This is a genomic window from Marinobacter sp. (assembly GCF_044799475.1).
GTDB lineage: Bacteria > Pseudomonadota > Gammaproteobacteria > Pseudomonadales > Oleiphilaceae > Marinobacter.
The window spans coordinates 3,630,572-3,650,669 of sequence record NZ_CP085217.1; the positions used below are offsets into that span (position 1 = coordinate 3,630,572).

Genomic DNA, 20,098 nt, shown 5'->3' on the forward strand with positions numbered 1-20,098 from the left:
ATCGCTGGAAGAGATCATTTTTAACAGGAGTGACGGCCCGGTTTCTGCTAATTGCCACCGCCCCTGCAACGCCACGAGGGATTTGATGCTGGAGGAAGTCAATATTGTCTGGCTGGGTGCCACCGCCAGCCTGCTTGCAGGCATGGGCACGGGGCTGGGCGCACTCGGGGTTTTTCTGGTGCGCAGGCTGTCCGATGTCCTGCAGGACAGCCTGCTCAGCGCTGCGGCCGGGGTCATGCTCGCAGCCTCGTTCTTTTCCCTGCTGCTGCCGGGTATTGAATATGGCGAGCAACTGACCGGGCATACATGGGCCGCCGCACTCATTGTCATTGCCGGCTTGCTCATGGGTGCCCTGGCACTGTATCTGATCCACCAGCGGTTACCCCATGAACATTTCGCCCTCGGACGGGAAGGGCCGGACATCGCCCATATTCGCCGGGTCTGGCTGTTTGTCATTGCTATCGCCCTGCACAACTTTCCCGAGGGCATGGCGGTGGGTGTCGGTTTCGGCGGGGGCAATATCGGCAACGGCATCGCCCTGGCCATTGGCATCGGACTGCAGAATATTCCGGAGGGCCTGGCGGTGGCAGTATCCCTGCTGGCGATCCAGCATTCCCGGCTCAAGGCATTTACCCTGGCGTTTCTCACGGGTCTGATTGAGCCGGTGGGCGGGCTCTTCGGTGCTGCGGCCGTCTGGCTGGCTGAGCCTCTGATGCCATGGACCCTCGGCTTCGCGGCCGGCGCCATGCTGTTTATCATCAGCGACGAGATCATTCCTGAAACCCATCGCACCAAATACAGAACGGTCGCTACTTTCTCCCTGCTGGGCGGATTTGTGGTGATGATGTTTCTGGATGCGACTCTGGGTTAGCGCCCCCATTGGACAGGGACTCGAGCGGCCGCGGCCTGGCTATGCCAAAACCCTGGGCGAAATCCACCCTGATCTCCCGGAGTGCTTCCAGGGTTTCCATGTCTTCGACGTACTCGGCAATAGTACGCGTGCCCAGAAAATGACTGAGCTCATTGATGGAGCGGACCATGGCGTAGTTGGTCAGGTTGTCAGCCAGGCCCCGGATAAAGACCCCGTCGATTTTCACGAAATCCACTGGCAGCTGCTGGAGGTAGGCGTAAGAGGACAGGCCGGTGCCGAAGTCGTCGAGAGCAAACCGGCAGTCCAGGCGCTTCATCTGCGCCATGAAATCCGCCGCGTAATGAAGGTTTGCCACGGCGGCCGTCTCGGTAATCTCGAAGCAGAGCTTGTCAGCCGGCACCAGACCCGCCCTGACTCTGGACTCGATATAGGCGAGGAAGGAATCGTCACTGAGCGAGGCGCCGGACAGGTTGATATTCAGCCCGCCGAGAGACGCAACGACTGCCGGGTTTCGCTGCATCCATTCCATTGTGGTATCAAGCACCCAGCGATCCACCCGGGTGCTGCGGCGATACTGCTCGGCCGCTTCGATGAAGGGCTGGGGAGAAATATCCTTTCCCCCGTCATCGGTAAGCCCTAGCAGGATTTCGTAATAGACCTCGTCCCCACCGCCCGATACCGGAGTGATCTGCTGGGCCCGCAAGGCAAGTCCGCCCTCCTCCAGCATGCGGTCAACCCGGGAAACCCACTTCATCACCAGCTTCTGGCTCTGCTGCTGATGTCTGCCGACAAATTCGAGGCGATCGCCACCCGCCTTTTTCGCTGCCTTGAGGGCGAGGTTGCTTCGGTTTAGCAGTTCCCCCGTCTCAGGGGACTCTCCTGTCAGAGGCGTGACACTTGTGCTGACAGTCGTGGGAAATTCGTTGCCACCGAAATGAAACCTGTGCTTTCGCAACTGCTGGCGCGCAACTTCGGCGAAGTCCAGGGCACCCTCTATTGAACAGGAAAGAACCCCCAGCCCGAATTCGTTTCCCCCCAGACGCCCCAGGATGGTGTGGCTGGCGCCCGGCATCTGCAGCTCCCCCATGAATCGGCCGAAATCCCTGAGCAGAGCATCTCCGGCTGCAGTTCCGTAGCTGGCGTTCACAACACTGAACTGGTCAATGTCAAAACAGATCAGCGCACCTTCAAGCTCCCGGGAGTGGCACTGGATCAGCAGCTGATCCAGCTGTTTTTCAAATTCGTGGCGCTGCATGCAGGCCGTAAGCGGGTCCCGGGTCGCCCGGAAGGTCATTTCCTGGTGAAGATCCTGCACAATGTCATAGAGCCCCTGGTCAACAAAGGGTATCTGCCTGCCATCGACCCGCTGCAGGTCACCGCCTCTGAACTGATCGACAATGTCCGAAAATCCATATTCCCTCTCATGCATGCCCTCGGCAGTGAGGAACACAAACCGGTAAACCTCTCCGCCTCCCCAGACCAGCCGCATGCGCTGGTAGCTGCCGTCCGGTTGCCGTGCTGAAACCCAGTCTCCCACTTTGAGCTCGTGTGCTCTGGTGGCCCACCGGCTCTCCTCAGCCGCAGGTATAACCGGCAGCTCTTCAGGAAGCTCCCCCGGTGGCCAGGAAGCCAGCCAGACATGGGCAGGTTTCTCGGTGTCCATTAACTGGGACTCCAGCCGCCGAATAAGTTTCCGGGAGCGGCCGGAATTGCCAAGGTTCATCAGCTCCCTTTCCACCATCTGGACCACCGCGGTACTTTCAAGCTCCCGCTCGAAGGCCACTTCCTCAAGGTCTCCCTCCAGGCCCAGCCAGGCCTGAAGCTGTTCCACCACCGCAAACAGTTCAGCCAGAGTCTGGCTGCCCGAGCCTTCCTTGAGTTCCGCCAGCACCATCAGCTGTTCCCATCCATTATCCAGAAGCTCAAGCAGTATCATGGGTACTTCACGACCAGCGAGCAGGCTGTTGATCCGTTGCTGTATCGCCCTGCGCGCCTCGGCCAGCCTCTGTCGACCATCCAGGGTCTTGCCGAGGCGTTCGGCATTTCTCAAAAAGGACTGCTCCTGCCGCTGCACCAGGGTCCGCAGACGCTGCCCGAGCTTCTGGAAAAGCCCATCGTCCAGTTCATCCGCTTCCAGCAGCTGATCAATAACCTCGGAGACAGTGCGCTCCAGATGTTTGCTGGAGCTGCGGTCAGCAAGGCAGAGGCTCATCAGATCGTTGATCACGTCCCTGAGAGGGTGCTCCTCGTCGCCCAGAAAGTCCGGATTCGACAGCAGCACACGAAACACGGGTAGCCGCAACTGGGTCAACTGGGCACGCAGGCCTTCCGTCAGTCGCGCCTCCTGGGCCGGGGAGGTAAAAAGCCGGTCGACCAGGCTGGCCCGATCCCAGATTTCCGCTTCCATGGCCGCCCCAAGACCTGAATACTCTCCGCTCAGCTCTTCCAGTGACTCCTTGAGGCTCGACCCGGGCACAGCCAGACACTGCCGCAGCTCCATTCGCAAAGGCTGAAGGCGTTCAATCACTTCGGCCTTGGTCTGCTCACCCGGCGTTTCCGGGTGTTTCGGGTCCCGGGCCAGGGCCATCAGCCTGAGCACATTACCCCGGGACACTTCCGCTGGAGCTTCAGATTCTGCTGCCATGCTGCCGATGCCGGCATTCCGGGAGCCGGCTTCACCCCCCTTCGCGGCTGCTTCGCGCGCCATCGACAGAGGCCTGTCATCCGTAGCCGATGGCCAGTTCAGCGGGAGGTTTTCCAGCTCGATCGCCCTGAGCCCCTCCTCCTGCATTCGCAGAATCAGAGACTCCATGGCTGCTGACCAATGAACCAGAAGCACTGAGCGGAATGCGCGGTAAACGGAAGGACGTGCGGCCGGGCTGATACCGGCGCGAAAAACAGCACGCTGGAGGTTCTGGCTCAGTGGCACCGGAGCCAGAGGATTGGAGCGTTCGTCGAGATCGGTCAATGCCAGCTGGGAAAGCAACTGGTTCAGGCGAAACAGTGTATTCCGGCTTTCGCCCGCAACTTCGGAAGCAATGACCTGAAGTTCCAGCCAGTCTTCGAACAACTCTCTGTCGACAACCTCAAGATCGGCACGACCGGGGGCCTCCCGGGCCATTCTCTCCATGTCATCAATGCTGTTGCGCCAGAGTTTCAGAATCTGGCCTCTGAAGCCCTGCCCGCCGTGCAACACCATCTGCCGGCTGTCCCGCAGCTCGTTGATCTCCCGGAGAGTCGCCGGTTTATCAAGTTGTTGCTCAATGTTGGCTGCCGCTTCTTCCACCAGTGGACTGAGCAGGGAATCCGCAAGTTCGGTCAGGGATTTCCGGAGCACACCCCACAGCTTCTTGCGCTGCTTTTCATCCGTCACCACCAAACGCCGCTGGACTGTTCCCGGTGCTGTAAGCAGATCCACAAGATCCGGCATGGGCTCCCTGAACCGCACACCAACGCTTGATCCTGCCACCCGTCGGACGCTCGCCATAACCCGGGAATGTATTTCACGGCCGGGCTGGGCCAGAAACAGGTGGATCTCAACGGGCATGGCGGGGGCAGGCCGCAGCTTTTCGAGCAGAAAAGAGGAATTGACGTTCTCCAGCCACATGCCGCCGGTGCAGATGTTGGCCAACTCGCAGGCAACGGGATTCAGCCCCTGGGCAATCACGAGAGCATCATGGCGGAATTCATAACGGCGGTGCTTACGACGCTCCATCGGGGTCATCCAGCTTCACCAATGACGGGCCGCAGCAACAGACTAAAACGCATCCTGCACATCCTCTAAAACTTCCAACAGCGAATTTTAGGCAAGCTTGACGACTTTTCCGAGTGAAATCAGTTATTCACACGGGAAACACTGACCCGTTCACAGAAACCCGATCCTCCAGAGCGGGGTAATGGTCGCAAGACGAGCCACAAAGCGCCAGAATGATTAATACAAGCACGGACACACCGGAAGACATATCTGTAGCAAAAGGGGGAGGTCGCCATGTCTGCCAGCCAGAACGTGATGGAAGAATTACAGCATCTGACCGAGGAAGGACAGCTTGAAGTGCTTTCGGCAGCCAGGGCTGTTCGACGTCGGGAAGAAGCCGAATCAGGAAAGACCGAAACCCCTGACACGGAACAGGTAGCTCGTGAAGCTTCCCTGGGGCACTCCTGAAAAAGAGTCAATCACTGATGGTCAGCGATGCTTTTGAAGCGCTTCTGGCGACCTGTCGTCCCCGGCGTCTGCTGGTCTGCGGCGAGCGAGCCGGAGAGATTGGCAGGCAATGGGCAGCTGGACAGCCCGGCACGGAACTCACCAGCATTGACCAGGAAAACCCTGGCGATGATCCAGCCCTGCTTCAGCCTCATGATCTGGCACTCATCAGTGATACCGTCGAAAACCTCCCCCGGGAGAAGGCATCACTGTTCCTTGGCCAGTTGCGCAACCTGGGCACCCAGCAGATTGCCGTACTGGCGAAAGATGATGGGAGTCTGGTCTTCAGGGACTACATCGGCCTGGGCTTCGTGCGTCAGGCGCACTTTGAAACAGAGCCTCCAGAGACTCTCTACACCTACAATATCGCCAGCTACAACCGCAAGCGGGACTGGAATAACCCACGGTTCTGGGCCAACCCGGAGATGTGGAACAAAAGCCGCTGGTAAATCCGGGCCCTGACAGCCTGGCGTTTGGTACAGCTTGGCACAAAAGCTGCATCACCTCCTGCAGGAACGTTCCTTTTTCGTCGGCACAGGAGGCTTTGTTGTGTCACTACTCGCATCTCTGGCTCGTGCCAGTGCCGGTTTTCTCCAGGCATCCGAAGGCCGGCCGGCCACCCCGAACGCGGCCAAATCCGCGGCTGCCGGCGCTCCGGAAGCGGCACCCGGATCCCAGCATGACAGTGTTACGCTCAACGGCGGCGAACTTCCAAAGGCCTCATCCCGCCTTGCCGTCAAGCAGTATAAATCCGATGTCGGGCAGGATTCTGCCTTCGTACGGGAAACCCTGCGGCACAAAATTGCCGAGTACGGACTGAACCCAGGCACAAAGATGGGTATTGAGAAAGGCGAGAGCGGCACCATGAAGCTATCCGCCCGACTGCCGGAAAATATCCGCCAGCAGGTGGAGCAGGATCTCAACAACAACAAACCGTTTCGCGAAGCCATCGCCCGACTCAGCATCAACGAACCCACCCTGGCTTTTGTGGATACGGCCCTGAAGCTGAACAAGGCTTACGGGGTAAATAACTCACTGCTGGACACGATTGTCAGCGAGAACCAGCAGTTCAATGGCCTGCAGGACCTGGTGCACAGGTACGACAGGCTGCGCCGCACCGCAGGCTCAGAGCAGATTGAAGCCGCCGGCAACCAGCGGTCCTACGCTTTCAGTTTCAACGCCCAGGCCTGATCAGGAACCCCCTGCCCTGCAGCCCTGCTGTCAGGACTGAAAAGGTGTGGGGTCGCCCTTGCCGACCCGGGTGACCTCGGGTATCTGGTCGCACATGTTGACCACGGTGGTCGCTTCCGCGCCGCAGAAACCGCCGTCTATCACCAGATCGACTTCATGCTGCAGCCGGTCACGCATCTCCTCCGGATCCGTCATGGGCTGATCCTCCCCCGGGAGAATCATGGTACTGCTCATGATGGGTTCACCCAGTTCACCGAGCAGCGCCTGAACAATGGCATTGTCCGGCACCCGCAGACCGATTGACCGTCGTTTGGGGTGCTGCAGCCGCCTGGGCACCTCACTCGTCGCATTGAAAATGAAGGTATAGGGCCCCGGGGTGAACATCTTGAGCAACCGGTAACTGGTATTGTCCACCTTGGCGTAGGTGCCTATGTCCGACAGATCACGACACACCAGGGTGAAGTTGTGTTTGTCATCCAGCCGGCGGATGCGTTTTATCCGGTCGGCCGCCTGTTTGTCATCAAGCTGACAGCCAATGGCGTAAGCAGAATCCGTGGGATAGATGATGACCCCACCCCTGCGCAGGATCTCCACGGCCTGATTGATAAGCCGCTTCTGTGGGGTTTCGGGATGAATCTGGAAAAACTGGCTCATCTGACTAGCATCCTCATGCCTGACGGGCCGGATCATGCTTTGACCCGCCCATGCAATTGGGAGACTCCGGCGATGATGACTGCCGGGCGGACCACTCCTGCGGTGTATAGGTGTGAAGGGCCAGCGCATGCACGCTTCCCGCCAGTTCCTCTGCAAGGGCCGCGTAGATGGCCTGGTGGCGTTTCACTTTGCCCATGCCTTCAAACGCTCCGGATACCAGGGTTACCTTGAAATGGGTTTCCGAGTTGGCTGGCACAGCATGCATGTGACTCTCGTTTTCAACACTGAGGTGCGCCGGATCAAACGCCTCGGTAAGTTTTTGCTCTATGGCCTGCTTGATGGACATTGCCTGCTGCTCCAACGCCTGAATTGATGAGGAAAAAGTGGGGCGGCCAGCGAGTTCAGGGCTGCCCCGCATTCATTTTTGCAGTGTACTACAGCATCCGGAACCCTGCCTGGCCTCCTTGACATGGGCCTGCCGATTCGCCATCTTCCCCGTCCCACTCATCCCCCATTTGAGAGCGTTTCGGCCCGTCAGACTGACGCGGCCGGCAACCGTGCCGCCATGCGCCTGTTTATTGCTGAAAAACCAAGCCTGGGCCGCGCTATTGCAGCAGCCCTGCCCGGCCCGATACAGAAAGGCCAGGGCTGGCTGCGCTGTGGCGAGGGCGCGGACTCCGTGGTGGTGAGCTGGTGTATTGGCCATCTTCTGGAGCCCGCAGAGCCGGGGCACTACGACCCCCGCTGGCAACGCTGGCAGCTCCAGGACCTTCCGGTCTTTCCTTCCGAGTGGGCCCTGACGCCCAGAGACAGCTCCCGAAAGCAGCTGGACGTTCTGGAATCCCTGATACGAAAAGCAGATGTCATCGTCCACGCCGGCGACCCCGACCGGGAAGGACAATTGCTGGTGGACGAGGTCATCCGCTACTTTGGAGTAACCTGCCCGGTGGAGCGGGTCCTGATCAATGACCTGACCCCGAAAGCCGTTGCCAGAGCCCTGGAGAAACCGGCAGACAATCGTCAGTTTCGCCGGCTTTCCCACTCCGCGCTGGCTCGCCAGCGGGCTGACTGGCTTTTTGGCATAAACCTCACCCGGTTTTACACCCTCACCCATCGCCAGCAGGGGGAAAAGGGCGTGTACTCGGTCGGCCGGGTGCAGACTCCGGTTCTGGGTCTGGTTGTTAACCGGGACAACACCATCGCTGATTTCATACCCAGGCCCTGGTTCCGGCTCAGCATTGTCTGCCATGCCACCGAAGCCGAAGCCAATGCACCCTTTTCCGCCCGCTGGGTGCCGGACGATACCTGGCGGGATTACCTGGATGAGGAAGACAGGCTGGTGGACGGGGACATCGCCCGTCAGATTGCCGCCGAAGTGGATGGCCGGCCCGGCACCATCACCGAGGCGAGATTTCGTGACCGAAAGGAAGCCCCACCGCTGCCGCTGTCCCTGTCCATCCTGCAGATCGAGGCGGGCAGACTGTTCCACATGGCGGCGGGAGACGTTCTGGCCATCGCCCAGGGCCTGTATGAAAAGCACCAGCTGATTACCTACCCCCGCTCGGATTGCCGCTATCTGCCAGAGGGCCATTTTGATCAGCGCCATGGAGTGCTGGGTGCCATTGGCCGGGTCGATCCGGAGCTGACTCCGGCCATTGAACAGGCAGACACCGAGCTGCGCTCCGCCGCCTGGAACGACAAAAAGGTGGACGCCCACCACGGCATCATACCCACCGCGCGCGCCAGGCCTGCCAGTGGTCTGAGCCCCGGCGAGTCCCGGATTTATGATCTGATAGCCAGGTACTACCTCATGCAGTTCAGCCCGCCGGCTGTTCATCGGGAGGGCAGACTCTCGCTGAGTATCGGCCAGCACCATTTCAGGGCCTCTGAAACTGCTGTTTTCTCTCCCGGCTGGAAGTCCCTTGAGCTGCGTCAGCGCGAGACCGGCCGGGAAAGCGAAAAGCTCCCCCTGCCGCGGCTTGAAAAAGGCGAGCCCCTGGTGTGCGACCAGAGCGAGGTAAAGGAAAGAACCACCCAGCCGCCCCAGCATTTTACCGACGCGACTCTGCTGTCTGCCATGACCAACATCGCCCGCTTCGTGAGCGATGCCGAGTTGCGCAAAACCCTGCGGGAGACTGACGGGCTGGGAACCGAAGCCACCAGGGCCAGCATTCTGGACACCCTGTTCCGACGGGAATACCTGTGCCGGGACGGCCGCTTCATCAAAGCGACGGACAAGGGTATAACGCTGATTGCGTCCCTGCCTGACGCCATCAGCCAGCCGGACATGACGGCAATCTGGGAAGCGACCCTGGACGGAATCCGCCAGGGTGAGGGTGACCCGAGGGAGTTCCTGGCGGATCTGAAGTCACAGATTCTGGGCTTCCTTGCAGGCGGGCCACAAGCGGACAGCGCTGGCCCGCAAGGCCAGCCGCCACAGGAGACTTCCGGGGTCCACTGCCCAAAGTGCCGTGCCCCCATGCGCGTACGAAGCGGCAAGTTCGGCGAGTTCCACGCCTGCAGCCGTTTTCCCCAGTGCACGGGCACCCGGCCTCTGGAGGATGACCAGCCGTCTGATGGCAGCAGTCAGAAGCCCGTACCCTGCCCCCACTGCTACTCTCCCCTTGTGCGGCGCAACGGCAAAAAAGGCTGGTTCTGGGGCTGCAGCAATTATCCCGGCTGCCGACACACAGTGAGCGACCGTGATGGTCAGCCGGTCCTTCCGGGGCAGACGGGGTGAAACACGCCTGGATTCAGCAGTTTCCGGCATCATACTAAAGTTACGGAAATCTACAGAATGACACTGACCCTGGACCGGTGATTTGTCATCATATGTAGTGATACATGGCGGTTCAAGAAGCGCCATGCGCTCTTGTGAAGTGCACTATTGGATGTCCCGGGAGACTCACCATGCGAATTGCACTGCTGGAAGACGAGCAGGAACAGGCCAGACATATTCAGGGTATACTCTCTGAACGCGGGCATGACTGTGACGCCTTTGCCACTGGACAATCCTTCCTGAGTGCCGTTCAACATCGCAGCTATGACTGTCTGATTCTCGACTGGCAGATACCCGACATGTCCGGCATCGACGTTCTTGTGGGGGTAAGAGCGCAACTGAACTGGGCAATCCCGGTTATCTTTCTGACCCAGCGCGACAGCGAACAGGATATTGTGCAGGCCCTGGACGCAGGCGCGGACGACTACCTTGCAAAACCGGCCCGCCCGGCGGAGCTGCTCGCCCGCATCCATGCGCTTTCCCGTCGCACCAACCCCGAAAACGAGAAAGAAATCCTGGTTTTCGGTCCATTCCGTGTAGATACCCAGAGCCGGTCAATCACTTTGCATGGGGAGCCTCTTACCCTCACCGACAAGGACTTCGACCTGACCCTTTTCCTGTTCAAGAACCAGGACAGGCTGCTGACCCGCGAAGTGCTTCTTGAGCGGGTCTGGGGCGTTACCCGGGACATCAATACCCGGACAGTCGATACCCACATGAGCCGCCTCAGGCGCAGGATGGGACTCAACCCGGACAACGGCTTTCGCATCAAGACCATCTATCAGCGTGGCTACCGGCTTGAAGCCATGACGGCAACCCGTGCAGCGGCCGAATCCGGCCACGCAGAGGCCGGATAAAGCATGCAGGAGCCTTTCAGCCCAGCCTTTTTCGTCCGGAGCCGCTCCTGGCTACTGATCATCTTCGTTCTCCTTGTGCCGGCAAAGGCGCATGCCGAGCTGCCTCTGGCGGCGGGCTCCGAGGTCCGGACCGTCGGTGGGGCAGTCAATGGCATGCCGGAATGGCGCTACAGCCTGGCGCCCGATGAAACCTTCCAGGCGGCGGCCGATGCCCTGCTTGCAACGAAATTCAGCCGTCAGCAGCTGGCCCAGTACAACCGCATCAACGACCCCCAACGAATCAAAGAGGGGGACACGATTCGTATCCCCCTTGCGTGGCTCAGGCGCCAGCCGGAACCTGCAACCAGCATTGCCGTGTCCGGCCAGACATGGCTCCGCCGGGCCAGCACTGGCGTAAATGAACCTCTCCAGCCGCAAACACAGATCCGGGTAGGCGATGAAATTATCACCCAGGCCGGCTTTGCCACAGTCCAGCTTGGTAACGGATCGGTCCTCCGGGTCCAGCCCAATTCCCGCCTGATGTTCAACAGCCTCACCCAGTATGGCCGCACCGGCATGGTGGACACCCGGATGCGTCTGGAGCGGGGCAAGATCAGTACCGATGTGGAACCGCTGGTAGAAGAAGGCTCCCGGTTTGAGATTGAAACACCCTCTGCCGTCGCTGCCGTGCGTGGCACCCGCTTTACTCTCGAGAGCGGGCCCCGGGGCAGCCGGCTCCGGGTTACCGAAGGTGGCGTGGATTTTGGTCCGCCGGGAAGAAGCCTGAGAATTCCCGCAGGCTATGGAGCCTCGGTGAGTGCCGGCTCCTCGCAGGAACCGAGAGTTCTGAAACTGCCGCCGGCGCCTGAGCTGGCTGGCCTTGCCGACCGGATCACGCGACTACCAGCGGATCTCGGATGGGCATCCAGCCTCGCCCCGGCCCATCAGCTGGATATCTTTGACGCTGAAAACGGTCATACCGTTGTCAGCCGCAGGGTCTCCGAATCACCGGTCAACCTGAAAGAGCTGGACAATGGTCGCTACAGGGTCCAACTGGCCGCACTGAACAGTGACGGCCTTGCCGGAATGCCCACCACCCAGACCATCGATGTGGACCTGCAGGCCCGTGCCGCCGAGCTGCTTGAGCCGCCAGCCGGCGCCACACTGGACAATGACACACCCGAATTCAGCTGGACCTTCCGCGGCGACAGCGAAGTCGGCCGGGTGGAACTGTCAGAAACCGGTGATTTTGGCAACCTGGTCGCCACCAGCAGCTGGGGGTCCGACACTTCAGCCCTGCCCTCCCGATCCCTCAGCCCTGGTCAGTATTACTGGCGTGTAGTCACCGAAGCCGGAGGCAATTCGGTCGCCATGAGCGCGCCCCGCAAACTGGTGATCAATGGCACGCTGCCGCCGGCAAGAATTATCAATATCAATTACATCGACAGCCAGGTGCGGATTTTCTGGCAGAAGGTGGATACGGCCAGCGATTACCTCCTGCAGCTGTCCGAAGACCCGGCGTTCCGGAATATTGTCAAGGAAGCAACGGTCAGTGATACTACGGCGGCACTCCGCCTCATCCCTGGCAGGAGATACTTCGTGCGGCTCAAGGCACTGTCTGATGGTCCGCTGGCTAGCCGCTGGGGCCCCGGCCGGGAACTCTTTATCGAGTAACCACACAAAAGGCCCAACCGGGCCCAGAAACGGGATCCATGAAACGGGATTTTCTGCTTTTTCAACACCTCTCCTGGACACTGGTCCTGCCACTTGTTGCCGTCCTGCTGTTACTTAACCAGACTTCGGCGCCACAGCGGCTCGATGCCTGGATCTACGACACCCTGATTACTGCCTGGCCGGCGTCGGTGGCGGATGATGTGGCGGTGGTGGGCATTGATGAGCAGAGCCTTGGCTACCTGGGCCGCTGGCCCTGGCCGCGCTCCATTCATGCCGAGCTGACCCGCAAGCTGGACCAGGCCGGAGCGCGCACCATCGTCTTCGACGTTCTGTTTCCCGAGTCAGCTGAGGGAGACAGGGAACTTGCCGATGCCATTCGTGCCCACGGCCAGGTGGTTCTTGCCCTGCACCTTTCAACCCCTGCGCCAGGGGCCCTGATTTCCGAAGTTCTGCCCGTCTCTCCTCTGGCGGAAGCCGCAGCCCGCCTGGGCCATGCCCACGTCGAACTGGACGCAGATGGCCTGGCCCGCGGCCTTTATCTATACAACGGCCTGGGCGACCGTCTCTGGCCAAGCCTCGGCCTTGCTGCCCATCAGCTCCATGGTGGCAGAAAACGGGCCGCGGCAGCCGATGAAAACTCCACGCCGGCTTTCATCAATGTGCGCCAAAACTTTGTCGCCGTTCCTCTGGCAGGCCAGGCGGAGACAATACCCACCTGGTCCTTTGTCGACATTCTTACCTCGCCACCATCTCCCGGGCTTTTCGCAGGAAAGACGGTTTTCGTAGGCGCTCTGGCGCCCGGATTCGGCGATATTCTGCCAACGCCCTTCTCCGGCCATGGCAGCCCCCTGTCCGGGGTGGAATTCCATGCCAACAGCTATTCCGCCCTCACCACTGGCCTGGTCATAGAGCGTGCCTCCGGTGCCATCGAATGGTGGCTGCCCTCGGTCATGATCGTCATCCTCGCCCTTGTCCTGCCCAGGCTTCGCCCGAGACGAACCCTCATCCTCTGTGTCGCTATGGCAGTCGCTCTGGCCCTGCTTGTCATAGTCGCCCTGTTCCTCGGCAGGGTGCATCTGCCTGTGGCCAGCGCCCTGCTCATGCCAGTGCTCGCTTTCCCCCTGTGGAGCGCACACCGGCTTTCGATGACCAACCAGTTCCTTAACCGGCAACTGGATGAGCTCGGGAAGGGTAGACAGCTTTCCCTGGCGGAACCATCACAACGGCATCCCCGGCAGCTGCTTGAACACCTGAAGTCGCTGCTGCAGGCGCGAGGCTGGTGGCTATCGGAAGACGATGAAGCGCTGACATCAAGCTGGCTGACCGCCAGCGACCGACCTGACCTGCCCATACCCGGAGACTGGGTGCATGTGGAAAACCAGAGCTGGATCCGGCTCACCCGCAATGATCATGAATACTGCCTTGGCCTTCAGCTACCCCAGGGCATGACAAGGGAGGCCAGCCGGCGTTATCTTCAGCGACTTGGCCTCGGCGACCCGCCCCAAAGCAGCGACAGGCGGCTGATACGGGAAAACATTTCTGCCCGTATTGAGCGGGTCAGACAGGCCACCCGGCGCCTGCACAGCATGCAGGCCTTTATTGAGAGAAGCTTTGAGCGGATGCCGGACGGCATAATCGTCGCCGACGCCCTGGGTATTATCCAGTTCACCAATGGCCACGTGGAAGAATGGTTCGGAGAACCCCGCCCAAGCCTGAACGGCATGTCACTGGCCAGCCTGCTTCAGGGCCATGATCCGCAGGAAGTTCCCAGCTGGTACGAAACGGTGGCTGAAACCCTGACGTTGCAGCTCAGCCAGGCGGTTGATCTGCAGATCCGGGGCAAGGATTTTCTTATCCACTTCGCTTCCTTTGACCTGCCCACGAGCCGTCAGAGTGGTGTCATCGCCAACATTTCGGACATATCCGAACTGCGGGCCCAGCAGCGTCAGCATCGTGAAGCCATCGACTTCATTTCCCATGACGTACGCTCACCCCTGGTGTCCCAGCTGGCCCTGATTGAGCAGCTCAAACGCAGCCCCGGAGAAATCCTGCCTGAACAGCTTGATCAGCTGGGCCGACTCGCCCGTCGCAGCTACCAGCTGGCAGAAGAATTCGTCCAGCTGGCCCGGGCAGAGCAGCTAACCGAAACCCGGTTTTACGAATGTGAGTTCCTGGCCATCGTGGAGAATGCCCGCGACAGCGTCAGTGAACAGGCCGTGGAAAAGGGGATCCATATACAGCTGGAGGGCAACGACGACATCTGGCTGAACGGCAATGCCGAGCTTCTGGAACGGGCTGTCATCAACCTCCTCACCAATGCAGTCCAGTACAGCCAGGCCGGCTCGACCATCACCATGCAGGTGTTCGAAGCTGGCCACCAGGCATGCCTCACAGTGAGCGATGAAGGCAGCGGCATCGCTGCCGACGAGCTGCCCTTCCTGTTTGATCGCTACCGGCGTCAGAAAAGCAGCGAACTGTCCAGGCAGCACGGGGCCGGACTCGGGCTATCGTTTGTTGATGTGGTGGTCAAGAAGCATCGGGGAGAGATCAGCGTGGAATCGACAGAGACCGTGGGGTCTGCTTTTACCCTGAAGCTGCCGCTGGCCAACCCCTCCTTTGAGGAGCGCCAGGATCCCGTCTGATCTCCTAACGTCACAGACAGGACCTGAAAAGGCAGTCTTAAATAACTTTGCTTACAACTTCTGACGGCGCGCTCACCAGCCCCTGGGTGTCAATTACCTGAATGGCGAAATACCAGGTGCCCTCGCTGAGATCGGACACCATGTAGTGGGGCTCATTCAGCTCACTGGCATCGGTGACCTCGATCCGCAGATCCAGGGCGTCGGGGTCCTGACCATACAGAATCACGTAACTCTGCAGCTCACCCATCGCAAGCCCCTCGTTGTTAACCCGCTTGAGAGGCGGATTCCATTTCAGGGAGGCCGAGGTTTCGACTTCGCCACCATTACCAGTGGCGGTGGTGGAGCCGGAATCACTGCCGCCGGATGAATCGCCGCAACCTGCGAGCATGCCGGCAATCAGGAGCGCACCAACTCCAGACTTCGATATTTTCATGACGCGTTTCAACATATTCGGACACCATTTTTCCGACGACTTTGTGAAATTCTATTAAATTAAGCCGGAAGGTTACGTGCGATTCGTCCGATTTTCGGTTGCGGAATTGTCAATTTTTTGTCACAGGAGGTTACCGGGGGGAGATGAAATCCCGGAGAAAGGGTCCATGAACAGGACAGCGAGGGCTTGTGGTTACAGAGGGTGAGGCAATTACCAGGCAATTGGACACAAAAAAAGCCAGTCATCGACTGGCTTTTCTGTATTTGGTAGCGGGGAGCGGATGCGCTCAAGCATTCGCGGCGGCAACCCTGCAGCGCGCAGCGCTGATCAAAAGGTGCCGACTCATATGCCCCCGCCAGAAAGCAGAAAAGCCAGTCATCGACTGGCTTTTCTTCAATAATGGTAGCGGGGGCAGGATTCGAACCTACGACCTTCGGGTTATGAGCCCGACGAGCTACCAGACTGCTCCACCCCGCATCAAACTTTTTGTAAATCTCTGCTTTCTGAGTCACCGACTGGGTCGGGCTCAAAACCCGAAGGTCAATGACTCCCTTCGGCTTTCGTGGGTTGAGGAGCCCGACGAGCTACCAGACTGCTCCACCCCGCATCAACTCTGGTGTGAATCGCCACTGCGGGCGTTCAACGTGCGCGTATACTAAGGGCGCGGCAGGAGGTTGTCAATCCCTGTCTGCAAACAGATCGCTGGCAAACACCAGGGTTTCAGCTGATGAAGATTCCGGAGCGGCCATCCGATACAACACCTCCTGCACCGGCCGGAAGGAACGGCGGTGCAACGGCGTGGCGCCTAAACGCCCCAGGGCTTCAAGATGCTCGGGCGTGGAATATCCCTTGTGCCGGGCAAGGCCATAGCCGGGATATTCAAGCTCAAGCGCGACCATTTCCCGATCCCTGGTGACCTTGGCCAGAATGGACGCAGCACTGATCGCGGCTACCCGGCCATCCCCTTTGATAACCGGCTCCGACTTCCAGCGCCAGCTGGGGCATTTGTTGCCGTCCACCAGAACGTACTCCGGGTCGATCGGAAGGCCGGCCACCGCCCGCTCCATGGCAACAAGTGTGGCCTGATAGATATTCAGCCGGTCGATCTCTTCTGCCTCACATCGCCCGAGACTCCAGGCTGCCGCGTTCTGGATAATTTCCTCAAACAGAGCTTCCCGGCGCTCTTGCGTGAGCACCTTGGAGTCCGCCAGGCCGGCAATGGGTCTTGCCGGATCGAGAATCACGGCAGCAGTGACCACGGCGCCGATGAGCGGCCCCCGGCCCACCTCATCCACTCCGGCAAGCTTCCAGCCGCGGTAACTGCATTCAAAAGGGGGAAGCTTCGATTCTGACATTACTGTCTGCTCTCAATCAGCTCTGATACTGCGATTGCGGCCTGCTCATCCGCATCTCTTCTCAATTGCAGGTGAACATCGGTAAAAGCCGCCTTGATGTGTTCCCGCTCAGTTGTATTTTCAAGCTGCTCCAGCACCGCTGCCCCGAGTCGTGCCGGTGTTGCTTCATCCTGGATGAGCTCAGGCACCAGCGGTTCCCGGGTTAGCAGATTTGGCAGTGCAATATGGGGAACCTTGACCAGCCGTGATAACAGGGAATAACTGAAGCCTGAAAGCCGGTAACCCACCACCATGGGCTTTTTCAGCAGCATGGCTTCCAGGGTTGCCGTTCCCGAGGCAAGCAGCACCACATCGGAACAAGCCATGACCTCCCGCGATCTGCCCGCAACGAGAGTGACTGGCAGCTCCACCTCCAGCGTGTCCACCAGTTCCTGGATCTGCTGTCGTCTGGCCCGGTTCACACAGGGAATCACCAGTTGCAGGTCCGGCCGGCGTTCCTGAAGCCAGAGCGCGGCCTCCAGAAACAGGCGGCCCAGGCGTTCGACCTCCCCTTGCCGGCTGCCGGGCAGAATGGCCAGCACGGTCACATCCGGCCTGATACCAAGCTCTGCCCTCACACTCCGGGTGTCAGGCTCAACCGGGATCCGGTCTGCCAGGGGGTGACCGACAAAGCGCACCGGCACCTGATGTTCTTCATAAAACCTGGCTTCAAACGGAAACAGAGTGAGCATCAGATCAATGGATTTCGCAATCCTGAATATCCGCTTTTTGCGCCAGGCCCAGACGGTCGGGCTGACATAATGAACGGCGGGGATACCGGCCTCCCGGCAACGTCTTTCAGCCGCAAGGGTGAAATCGGGGGAATCTATACCAATGACCACATCGGGAGGCGTAGCCAGAAAATAGTCCAGCAACCGCCGGCGAATGGACACCAGCTCCCGGATCCGGCCCAGCACCTCCACCAGCCCCATGACAGACAGCCGCTCCATGGGCACGAGGGAGTGAAAACCCTCTGCCAGCATTTCGTCGCCGCCTATGCCAACAAACCTTGCCCGGGGATAGCGCGCCCTGAGCGACCGCATCAGGCCAGCTCCGAGAATGTCCCCGGAGGCCTCGCCTGCAATCATGCCCACCGTGATGACACGGTTATCTGGAATCTGGGTTTCTGGACGGATCACTAGCGGATAATGCCCCGATGACTACCTTTGAGGGAATCGATAAGGGGACGGATTTCGGGAGTATCCGCCCAGGTTTGCTCAAGTTCGTCAATGGCCTGTTCCGTGGTCAGCCCCTGGCGGTAGATCACCTTGTAGGCACGCTTCAGCGCAAGCAGTATCTCACTGGTAAAGCCACGGCGCCTGAGGCCTTCCACATTGATTCCATGGGGGGAAGCGGACTGACCGCTTGCCATGACATAGGCCGGAATGTCCTTGAGTATGATGCTGCCGCCAGCCGCCATGCTATGGGCGCCGATATGGCAGAACTGATGGACCATAGCGCCGCCGCCGAGAATGGCATGGTCTCCGACAGTCACATGGCCTGCCAGAGTAGCGCAGTTGGCCAGTATGGCGTGGTCTCCCACCCTGCAGTCATGGGCGACATGGACATAAGCCATCAGCAGGTTGTGGCTTCCGATGGTTGTCTCGCCGCGATCCTGGACTGTGCCCCGGTGGACAGTGCAATTCTCGCGAATGGTGTTGTGGTCGCCAATGACCAGTGTTGTGGGCTCGCCGGCGTATTTCTTGTCCTGGCACTCTTCACCAATACTGGAGAACTGGAAAATCCGGTTATCGCGGCCAATGACGGTTGGTCCCTTGACCACCACGTGGGACATGATCTCCGTGCCTTCGCCGATTTCGACGTCCGGCCCTATGTAGCTCCAGGGACCCACGGTCACATTGTCTGCCAGTCTGGCAGAGGGATCCACGATTGCCTGGGGATGGACCCCGGACCATTGCCTGTTCGCCATCAAACATCTCTCTCAGCGGTCAATACTTCTGCCACGCATGCGACCTTGTCATCCACCAGCGCGCGGCAATCGAACTTCCAGATACCATGCTTGCACGCCACGAATCTCGCCTCGAGGCGCAACTGATCTCCCGGCACCACTGGCCGCTTGAAGCGCGCCTTGCTGGACCCTGCGAGATAGTGTACCACGCCATCCGATGGCCTCCTGTCGACTGTGGCAAATGCCAGAATCCCGGATACCTGCGCCATGGCCTCGATAATCAGCACGCCCGGCATAATGGGTCTGTGGGGAAAATGGCCGGCAAAAAACTGCTCGTTGATCGTGACGTTTTTATAGCCTGCAATAAAAACGCCTTTTTCCATTTCCGTTACCCGGTCCACCAGCAGAAAGGGAAAGCGGTGGGGCAGGTGTTCCATGATTTCTTCGATGTACATCATCAGGATTGGCCTTGGCCTTCGATTTTGTTTTCCAGCTCCTTCAGCCTGCGCGCCATGGCATCAAGCTGGCGGTAGCGAACGGCGTTTTTCCGCCAGAGCCTGTTGGTATCCGCCGGTGTGCCGGAAGAGTAAACCCCGGCTTCCCGAATGTCACTGGTGACCATGGTCATTCCCGTCAGGTGGACGCCGTCAGCGACGCTGATGTGACCCGCAAGCCCCGAAGCGCCCCCAAACACACAGTTCCTGCCGACTCTGGTGCTCCCGGCGATACCCACAAAGGCCGCCATGGCCGTATGATCCCCAATACTCACGTTGTGCGCTATCTGGATCAGATTATCCAGCTTCACCCCATTACCAATCACCGTATCGTCGAGGGCGCCACGATCAATCGTGGTATTGGCCCCCACTTCGACATCGTCCCCCAGAACCACACGGCCAATCTGGGCGATCCGGTGCCAGACCCCCTGCTCGCTGGCAAAGCCAAAGCCTTCGGAACCAATCACTGCGCCACTGAGAATATTGCAGCGCTGACCCATGACAACGTCGTGGGCAAGGGTTACCCTGGCATTGAGCCTTGATTCCGCACCTATCTGACACCGCGCACCAATCACGCAACCGGCCGCAATTCTGACCCCCTCGCCAATGATGACTCCCTCCTCAACCACAACCAGGGGCCCGATTGAGGCGGAGGCGGGCACATTTACCGAAGGATCAACAACGGCGCTGGGATGAACACCGGAGGCTGGCACCGGAGCCGGGTCAAACCAGTGGCTGAGCCGAGCATAGCCGAGGTAAGGGTTATCCAGTAACAGGACATTGGTCGGAGCGGAGTCAGCCAGCTTTGGCGCAAGAATCACTGCTGAGGCGCGGGTCTCACGCAGGTAGCGCACATAGGAGGGGTTGGCCAGAAACGAAATCTGCCCCGGCCCGGCCGCCTGCAGGGTTGCCATACCGGTGATGGTAGCGGAAGGATCCCCCTTCAGCTCGGCGCCCAGCGCCCCGGCGATTTCGCCCAGGGTAAAGGAATCCTGTCTCATGATCTGCTGCTCCTGGCTC

Annotated in this window: 17 protein-coding genes and 1 tRNA gene; 8 read left to right on the forward strand and 10 right to left on the reverse strand. The window is 59.7% G+C overall.

Features of this window, described 5'->3' with window-relative positions; genetic code table 11:
• Positions 1–85 precede the first annotated feature (85 nt).
• A complete protein-coding gene (locus LG327_RS16650; RefSeq protein WP_404363625.1) occupies positions 86–871 on the forward strand; it encodes a ZIP family metal transporter in 786 nt (261 codons plus the stop codon).
• Here the strand turns inward: LG327_RS16650 and LG327_RS16655 are convergent.
• A complete protein-coding gene (locus LG327_RS16655; protein WP_404363627.1) occupies positions 810–4,586 on the reverse strand; it encodes a DUF1631 family protein in 3,777 nt (1,258 codons plus the stop codon). The two genes, LG327_RS16650 and LG327_RS16655, sit on opposite strands and share 62 nt — an antisense overlap.
• Before the next feature lie 273 nt (positions 4,587–4,859).
• Between LG327_RS16655 and LG327_RS16660 the strand changes: the two genes are divergently transcribed.
• The 3 genes from LG327_RS16660 (at position 4,860) to LG327_RS16670 (ending at position 6,263) form a co-directional block, all read left to right on the forward strand.
• On the forward strand, positions 4,860–5,033 hold the full coding sequence (locus LG327_RS16660) for a hypothetical protein (protein WP_404363629.1): 174 nt from the start codon (positions 4,860–4,862) through the stop codon (positions 5,031–5,033).
• Between the two features lie 17 nt (positions 5,034–5,050).
• Entirely contained in the window at positions 5,051–5,521 is a 471-nt protein-coding gene (locus tag LG327_RS16665; protein WP_404363631.1) for a DUF6231 family protein, read from the forward strand.
• A gap of 100 nt (positions 5,522–5,621) precedes the next feature.
• Positions 5,622–6,263, forward strand: coding sequence for a hypothetical protein (locus LG327_RS16670; protein ID WP_404363632.1), 642 nt, complete (start codon positions 5,622–5,624; stop codon positions 6,261–6,263).
• Positions 6,264–6,293: 30 nt separating this feature from the next.
• Here LG327_RS16670 and LG327_RS16675 read toward each other — a convergent pair whose 3' ends face one another.
• Together LG327_RS16675 and LG327_RS16680 are read right to left on the reverse strand one after the other, a co-directional pair.
• A complete protein-coding gene (locus tag LG327_RS16675) occupies positions 6,294–6,917 on the reverse strand; it encodes an L-threonylcarbamoyladenylate synthase (protein WP_404363634.1) in 624 nt (207 codons plus the stop codon).
• Between the two features lie 13 nt (positions 6,918–6,930).
• Entirely contained in the window at positions 6,931–7,263 is a 333-nt protein-coding gene (locus LG327_RS16680) for a BolA family protein (protein ID WP_404363636.1), read from the reverse strand.
• Positions 7,264–7,482: 219 nt separating this feature from the next.
• Here LG327_RS16680 and LG327_RS16685 point away from each other — a divergent pair, with 219 nt between their 5' ends.
• The 4 genes from LG327_RS16685 (at position 7,483) to LG327_RS16700 (ending at position 14,848) form a co-directional block, all read left to right on the forward strand.
• Entirely contained in the window at positions 7,483–9,657 is a 2,175-nt protein-coding gene (locus LG327_RS16685) for a DNA topoisomerase 3 (RefSeq protein WP_404369508.1), read from the forward strand.
• 170 nt (positions 9,658–9,827) lie between these two features.
• Complete coding sequence (locus tag LG327_RS16690) at positions 9,828–10,553, forward strand: response regulator transcription factor (RefSeq protein ID WP_404363638.1); 726 nt, start codon at positions 9,828–9,830, stop codon at positions 10,551–10,553.
• Between the two features lie 3 nt (positions 10,554–10,556).
• Positions 10,557–12,206 (forward strand): FecR domain-containing protein, encoded by a 1,650-nt coding sequence (locus LG327_RS16695; protein ID WP_404363640.1) that lies wholly within the window; start codon positions 10,557–10,559, stop codon positions 12,204–12,206.
• A 38-nt stretch (positions 12,207–12,244) separates the two neighbouring features.
• Positions 12,245–14,848 carry a CHASE2 domain-containing protein gene (locus tag LG327_RS16700; RefSeq protein WP_404363642.1) on the forward strand — a complete coding sequence of 868 codons (2,604 nt, stop codon included), beginning with the start codon at positions 12,245–12,247 and terminating at the stop codon, positions 14,846–14,848.
• 37 nt (positions 14,849–14,885) lie between these two features.
• On the opposite strand, the gene LG327_RS16705 is transcribed toward LG327_RS16700, so the two are convergent.
• The 7 genes from LG327_RS16705 to lpxD form a co-directional block, all read right to left on the reverse strand.
• Complete coding sequence (locus LG327_RS16705) at positions 14,886–15,281, reverse strand: fibronectin type III domain-containing protein (protein WP_404363644.1); 396 nt, start codon at positions 15,279–15,281, stop codon at positions 14,886–14,888.
• A gap of 400 nt (positions 15,282–15,681) precedes the next feature.
• Positions 15,682–15,758 (reverse strand) — tRNA-Met (locus LG327_RS16710).
• Positions 15,759–15,958: 200 nt separating this feature from the next.
• Positions 15,959–16,636 (reverse strand): ribonuclease HII, encoded by a 678-nt coding sequence (gene rnhB / locus LG327_RS16715; protein WP_404363646.1) that lies wholly within the window; start codon positions 16,634–16,636, stop codon positions 15,959–15,961.
• Positions 16,636–17,763 carry a lipid-A-disaccharide synthase gene (lpxB, locus tag LG327_RS16720; RefSeq protein ID WP_404369511.1) on the reverse strand — a complete coding sequence of 376 codons (1,128 nt, stop codon included), beginning with the start codon at positions 17,761–17,763 and terminating at the stop codon, positions 16,636–16,638. Before lpxB ends, rnhB begins: the two co-directional genes overlap by 1 nt.
• Positions 17,764–17,813: 50 nt before the next feature.
• Positions 17,814–18,605 (reverse strand): acyl-ACP--UDP-N-acetylglucosamine O-acyltransferase, encoded by a 792-nt coding sequence (gene lpxA / locus LG327_RS16725; protein ID WP_404363648.1) that lies wholly within the window; start codon positions 18,603–18,605, stop codon positions 17,814–17,816.
• A complete protein-coding gene (gene fabZ, locus LG327_RS16730) occupies positions 18,605–19,042 on the reverse strand; it encodes a 3-hydroxyacyl-ACP dehydratase FabZ (RefSeq protein WP_404363650.1) in 438 nt (145 codons plus the stop codon). The genes lpxA and fabZ overlap by 1 nt, the downstream gene beginning before the upstream one ends.
• A complete protein-coding gene (gene lpxD, locus LG327_RS16735; RefSeq protein WP_404363652.1) occupies positions 19,042–20,079 on the reverse strand; it encodes a UDP-3-O-(3-hydroxymyristoyl)glucosamine N-acyltransferase in 1,038 nt (345 codons plus the stop codon). Before lpxD ends, fabZ begins: the two co-directional genes overlap by 1 nt.
• Between the last annotated feature and the right edge of the window lie 19 nt (positions 20,080–20,098).

What these genes read in the sequence shown, in the direction of transcription:
- LG327_RS16650 (WP_404363625.1), top strand. Translation starts at nt 86, where the DNA reads ATGCTGGAGGAAGTCAATATTGTCTGGCTGGGTGCCACCGCCAGCCTG.
- LG327_RS16655 (WP_404363627.1), bottom strand. Translation starts at nt 4,586, where the DNA reads ATGGAGCGTCGTAAGCACCGCCGTTATGAATTCCGCCATGATGCTCTC.
- LG327_RS16660 (WP_404363629.1), top strand. Translation starts at nt 4,860, where the DNA reads ATGTCTGCCAGCCAGAACGTGATGGAAGAATTACAGCATCTGACCGAG.
- LG327_RS16665 (WP_404363631.1), top strand. Translation starts at nt 5,051, where the DNA reads ATGGTCAGCGATGCTTTTGAAGCGCTTCTGGCGACCTGTCGTCCCCGG.
- LG327_RS16675 (WP_404363634.1), bottom strand. Translation starts at nt 6,917, where the DNA reads ATGAGCCAGTTTTTCCAGATTCATCCCGAAACCCCACAGAAGCGGCTT.
- LG327_RS16680 (WP_404363636.1), bottom strand. Translation starts at nt 7,263, where the DNA reads ATGTCCATCAAGCAGGCCATAGAGCAAAAACTTACCGAGGCGTTTGAT.
- LG327_RS16685 (WP_404369508.1), top strand. Translation starts at nt 7,483, where the DNA reads ATGCGCCTGTTTATTGCTGAAAAACCAAGCCTGGGCCGCGCTATTGCA.
- LG327_RS16690 (WP_404363638.1), top strand. Translation starts at nt 9,828, where the DNA reads ATGCGAATTGCACTGCTGGAAGACGAGCAGGAACAGGCCAGACATATT.
- LG327_RS16695 (WP_404363640.1), top strand. Translation starts at nt 10,557, where the DNA reads ATGCAGGAGCCTTTCAGCCCAGCCTTTTTCGTCCGGAGCCGCTCCTGG.
- LG327_RS16700 (WP_404363642.1), top strand. Translation starts at nt 12,245, where the DNA reads ATGAAACGGGATTTTCTGCTTTTTCAACACCTCTCCTGGACACTGGTC.
- LG327_RS16705 (WP_404363644.1), bottom strand. Translation starts at nt 15,281, where the DNA reads ATGAAAATATCGAAGTCTGGAGTTGGTGCGCTCCTGATTGCCGGCATG.
- rnhB (WP_404363646.1), bottom strand. Translation starts at nt 16,636, where the DNA reads ATGTCAGAATCGAAGCTTCCCCCTTTTGAATGCAGTTACCGCGGCTGG.
- lpxB (WP_404369511.1), bottom strand. Translation starts at nt 17,763, where the DNA reads ATGATTGCAGGCGAGGCCTCCGGGGACATTCTCGGAGCTGGCCTGATG.
- lpxA (WP_404363648.1), bottom strand. Translation starts at nt 18,605, where the DNA reads ATGGCGAACAGGCAATGGTCCGGGGTCCATCCCCAGGCAATCGTGGAT.
- fabZ (WP_404363650.1), bottom strand. Translation starts at nt 19,042, where the DNA reads ATGATGTACATCGAAGAAATCATGGAACACCTGCCCCACCGCTTTCCC.
- lpxD (WP_404363652.1), bottom strand. Translation starts at nt 20,079, where the DNA reads ATGAGACAGGATTCCTTTACCCTGGGCGAAATCGCCGGGGCGCTGGGC.